This window comes from Microcoleus sp. BR0-C5 (assembly GCF_036705045.1).
GTDB lineage: Bacteria > Cyanobacteriota > Cyanobacteriia > Cyanobacteriales > Microcoleaceae > Microcoleus.
In genome coordinates this window covers 1-3530 of sequence record NZ_JAUBTR010000043.1, presented here as the reverse complement: position 1 = coordinate 3530, position 3530 = coordinate 1, and the positions used below count along the sequence as shown (strand labels likewise).

General features: G+C 47.0%; 4 protein-coding genes. 3 read left to right on the top strand and 1 reads right to left on the bottom strand.

Annotated features, from left to right (window positions below; all coding sequences use genetic code 11):
* Window positions 1–174: 174 nt before the first annotated feature.
* Window positions 175–312 (bottom strand): hypothetical protein, encoded by a 138-nt coding sequence (locus QUB08_RS19915; protein ID WP_333226397.1) that lies wholly within the window; start codon window positions 310–312, stop codon window positions 175–177.
* Window positions 313–314: 2 nt separating this feature from the next.
* Between QUB08_RS19915 and QUB08_RS19910 the strand changes: the two genes are divergently transcribed.
* The 3 genes from QUB08_RS19910 to QUB08_RS19900 all read left to right on the top strand — a co-directional run bounded on the left by QUB08_RS19910 (window position 315) and on the right by QUB08_RS19900 (window position 2883).
* Complete coding sequence (locus QUB08_RS19910; protein WP_333226395.1) at window positions 315–1244, top strand: energy-coupling factor ABC transporter permease; 930 nt, start codon at window positions 315–317, stop codon at window positions 1242–1244.
* Window positions 1237–1893 carry an energy-coupling factor transporter transmembrane component T gene (locus tag QUB08_RS19905; protein ID WP_333226393.1) on the top strand — a complete coding sequence of 219 codons (657 nt, stop codon included), beginning with the start codon at window positions 1237–1239 and terminating at the stop codon, window positions 1891–1893. The genes QUB08_RS19910 and QUB08_RS19905 overlap by 8 nt, the downstream gene beginning before the upstream one ends.
* Window positions 1894–2148: 255 nt before the next feature.
* Window positions 2149–2883: an ABC transporter ATP-binding protein gene (locus QUB08_RS19900; protein ID WP_333226391.1), complete on the top strand. Its 735-nt coding sequence runs from the start codon at window positions 2149–2151 to the stop codon at window positions 2881–2883.
* Window positions 2884–3530 lie beyond the last annotated feature (647 nt).

The window sequence follows — 3530 nt, the reverse complement described above, 5'->3', positions numbered from 1 at the left end:
ACAGGTTTTTTATTTCTGGACGGATGAAGCCGGTTTGGAGTTGAATCTGTAAAGAAATATTGATAATTCTTATCAAAAAGCATCAAGGTGCGGGTGGTCGGTAAAATATCCGAATAATTCTTCAGGATTATTTAATGTAAAATTTCTCATCCTCAAAATTCTGCCGATGAGGCGCTAATCTATATCCCATAAGCGATCGCCCGCCGCAAATCCTCCGATCGCTCGATCGCAGAAATACCCCCACAGGGGATGGTAAATTTTTGTAAAAAATAGTTGACTAAAGGGCTGGAAGTTCTCTTGTTTGGGATACATCAATGCACATACCTGATGGTTTTCTTTCACCGCCAGTAGCCGTTGCCACCGGCATAGCAAGTGCAGCAGTAATTGCAGTTGCCCTGAATCGAACCCGCGCGAGTCTTGGACTCCGACAAGCCCCAATCATGGGCTTAACCACAGCTTTCGTATTTGCAGCCCAGATGATCAACTTTCCCGTAGCCGGCGGCACCAGCGGCCACTTGTTGGGAGGAGCGCTGGCATCCGTCGTTTTGGGGAACCCTTGGGCGGCAACTTTAGCGATGAGCACAGTTTTTATAATTCAGAGCGTCTTGTTTGCCGACGGGGGCATCACCGCCCTGGGAGCCAATATTTTTAACATGGGGCTAGTTGGCATTTGGGTGGGCTGGTGGCTGTTGCAGCCATTGCAGCAACTTTTGGGAGGTTCCAGAAATCGTTTGCCCCTAGCCGCGGGCATCGCCGCTGGCCTCAGCGTCGTGGCTGCTTCGATTTGTGTGGCGATCGAACTGGCAATTTCTGGAACAGTAGGGCTCAATATCGCATTGCCAGCAATGGTAGGCGTACATATTTTAATTGGCATTGGCGAAGGGGTAATTACAGGCGGCGTTTTAACTTATCTCGTCAAAGTGCGGCCGGATTTACTGCCGGGAGAACAGCCACAATTGCAGAAATGGGTAGTGCCAGTAATCGGAGTTTTATTAATTTCCGGGGTGCTTTCACTGTTCGCATCAAGTTGGCCTGACGGGTTAGAAGCGGTAGCCGAAAAATACGGCTTTAAAGATAAAGAAGCTGTGGCGATCGAAAATCCCACTCCTTTAGCAGATTACACAGTTAAAGGATTAGAAGAACAGCCTATTGGTACTAGCATTGCTGGACTTTTAGGGTCTGCCTTCAGCTTCGGCGCAGCTTTTGGGATTGCTCAGTTGGTGGTAAAACCTAAAGATGTCTAAACTCTCCATACCTTTTCGATTGCGAGTGTCTCTCACAATTGTGATTGGCATGGGTTTTCTGAAGACAGGCGCTTGGCTGTGGCTGGAAATTTATGGGGCGATCGCACTTTTTTGGTCGTTTTGGCTCCGGGCTCCGGTGCGAACCCTAGCGCAACTGTTGGGAGCAGAATTGGTTTTTCTCTCCTTATTAGTGCTGCCCCAAGGTTGGGAACGCGCCAGTTTTCTGTTGCTACGTTCCCTAATTTGCCTGCTAATTATGAACAGTTTTTTGCTAACTTTGCCACCCCACAGTTTCGGAATCGCCCTCAAAGGATTACCCCTACCAGCAGGTTTGCAAGAGATTGTACTTTTAACAGGACAATACTTAGAAATCCTGCTGGCCGAAGTCAACCGCATGAAAATATCTGCCCAACTCCGGGGCTTGTCCGGTACCGGAGGATGGCTGCGCTACGCCAGTGCTTCCATGATCGGAGCGCTTTATTTGCGAAGTCTCGATCGGGCAGAAAGAGTACACGCAGCCATGCTAATTCGGGGATATCAAGGAAGTTTGCCCGCCGACTCAAAATCGACACCAAAAGAGCGACTGTGGCTGACACTAGCAATTGTAATAGCAGCCGGATTAACAATAGCTTCTTACGGTTATTCGTAATTGGGCATTGGGCTTTTAACTGGTTCCCAGGCTCTGCCTGGGAATCCATATCCAGAGGCTCTGCCTGGCTTCTTGCGGAGGAAAATTGGAGGCAGAGCCTCCCGATCTGCGTTCCCAGGCAGAGCCTGTGAACGAGTAGAATTGGTAATTGATTAATTCATTCCTCTACCTTTTGCCTTCTCCCTTCCCCTCTCTGCGCCCTCTGCGCTCTCTGCGGTTAAACACTCTTAATCCTAAAATAGAGGAAAATAAAACTTGAGTAGACTAAAATCCGTGCCAACAATCGAAGTAGAAAACTTAGTATTTGGCTATCCCGATCAAAAGCCAGTATTGCGGGGAATTTCTTTTACTTTGCAACCGGGAGAAAGAGTTGCTCTACTCGGCCTGACTGGTGCTGGTAAAAGCACTTTGCTGGAAAACTTAATCGGATTAAAAATGCCTCAAGCGGGCGAGATTAGAGTGCAGGGAAAAAAGTTGGAAGAGGCGACTTTATCGCAAGCGCGCAGGCAGATTGGATTTTGCTTTCAAGATGCTAACGACCAGCTATTCATGCCGACTATTTTAGAGGATGTCATGTTCGGGCCGCGCAATTACGGAGTGCCGCCGGGAGTTGCGCGCGATCGAGCTTTATCACTATTAGACGAATTTGGTTTAGTAGAATTTGCCAACCGTTCGGCCCACGAACTTTCGGGAGGTCAAAGAAGATTAGCAGCCTTGGCAGCAATTTTAGCATTAGAGCCGGCAATTTTAATCTTAGACGAGCCGACCAACGGACTAGATCCCTCGTGGCGGCGTCACTTGGCTAAGGTTTTGTCCCAATTGCCGATCGAGGTAATTTTGATCGCTTCTCACAACTTAAATTGGATCGGTAAAACGACTCAAAGGGCTTTAGTTTTAGCGGATGGTGAGATTAAAATTGACAGACAAACTAAAGATTTGCTTGCAGATAAATCAACTCTCGAATATTACAATTTGCCGCCAGATTGGTAATTAGTCATTAGTCATTAGTCAGCTCGCGAAGCCGAAGGGTAGTCCGTCGTCATGTTTGACTGTCCCCGCGATCGAACGTCCGTCGTCATATTTTGCTGTCCCCGCGATGATCGAACGTCCGTCGTCATTAGTCCAGTTTGTAGGGTGTGTTGTAAGCGCAGGTTGAGTTTTTAGCAATACGGTTGACTTAACGCTTTTTGACGAATTTCAGAGCGCGAGTTTATAGGCAATACAGGCATTTTTCTCAAATCAGATTGTTCTTAAGTCAACTGTATTGGAGTTTGTCGGACACTCCATACCCTACACACTCAACTTCCTTCTTCCTTCTTCCTTCTTTTTGCCCGCTCGCGAAGCCTTTATAGCCAGGGGTAACGCATCTTATTGAACGCTGTTCATAAGTCAATACGGTTAACTTAACGCTTTTTGACGAATGTAATCTCAGGATTTTATAGGCAATACACGCATTTCTTGAAAGTCAGATTGTTCTTAAGTCAACCGTATTGCAATATATAGCGGTTCTCAGAAAGATTCGCGGACGTAGTTGGGCTTGGGCCCAATACGTTTAGTGGTTATATACAGCACTTCCGGATGTTATGAGGTACAGTAGCAGCAATTAGTAAACCAGTTTTTGAGATGTTTCGGATTAA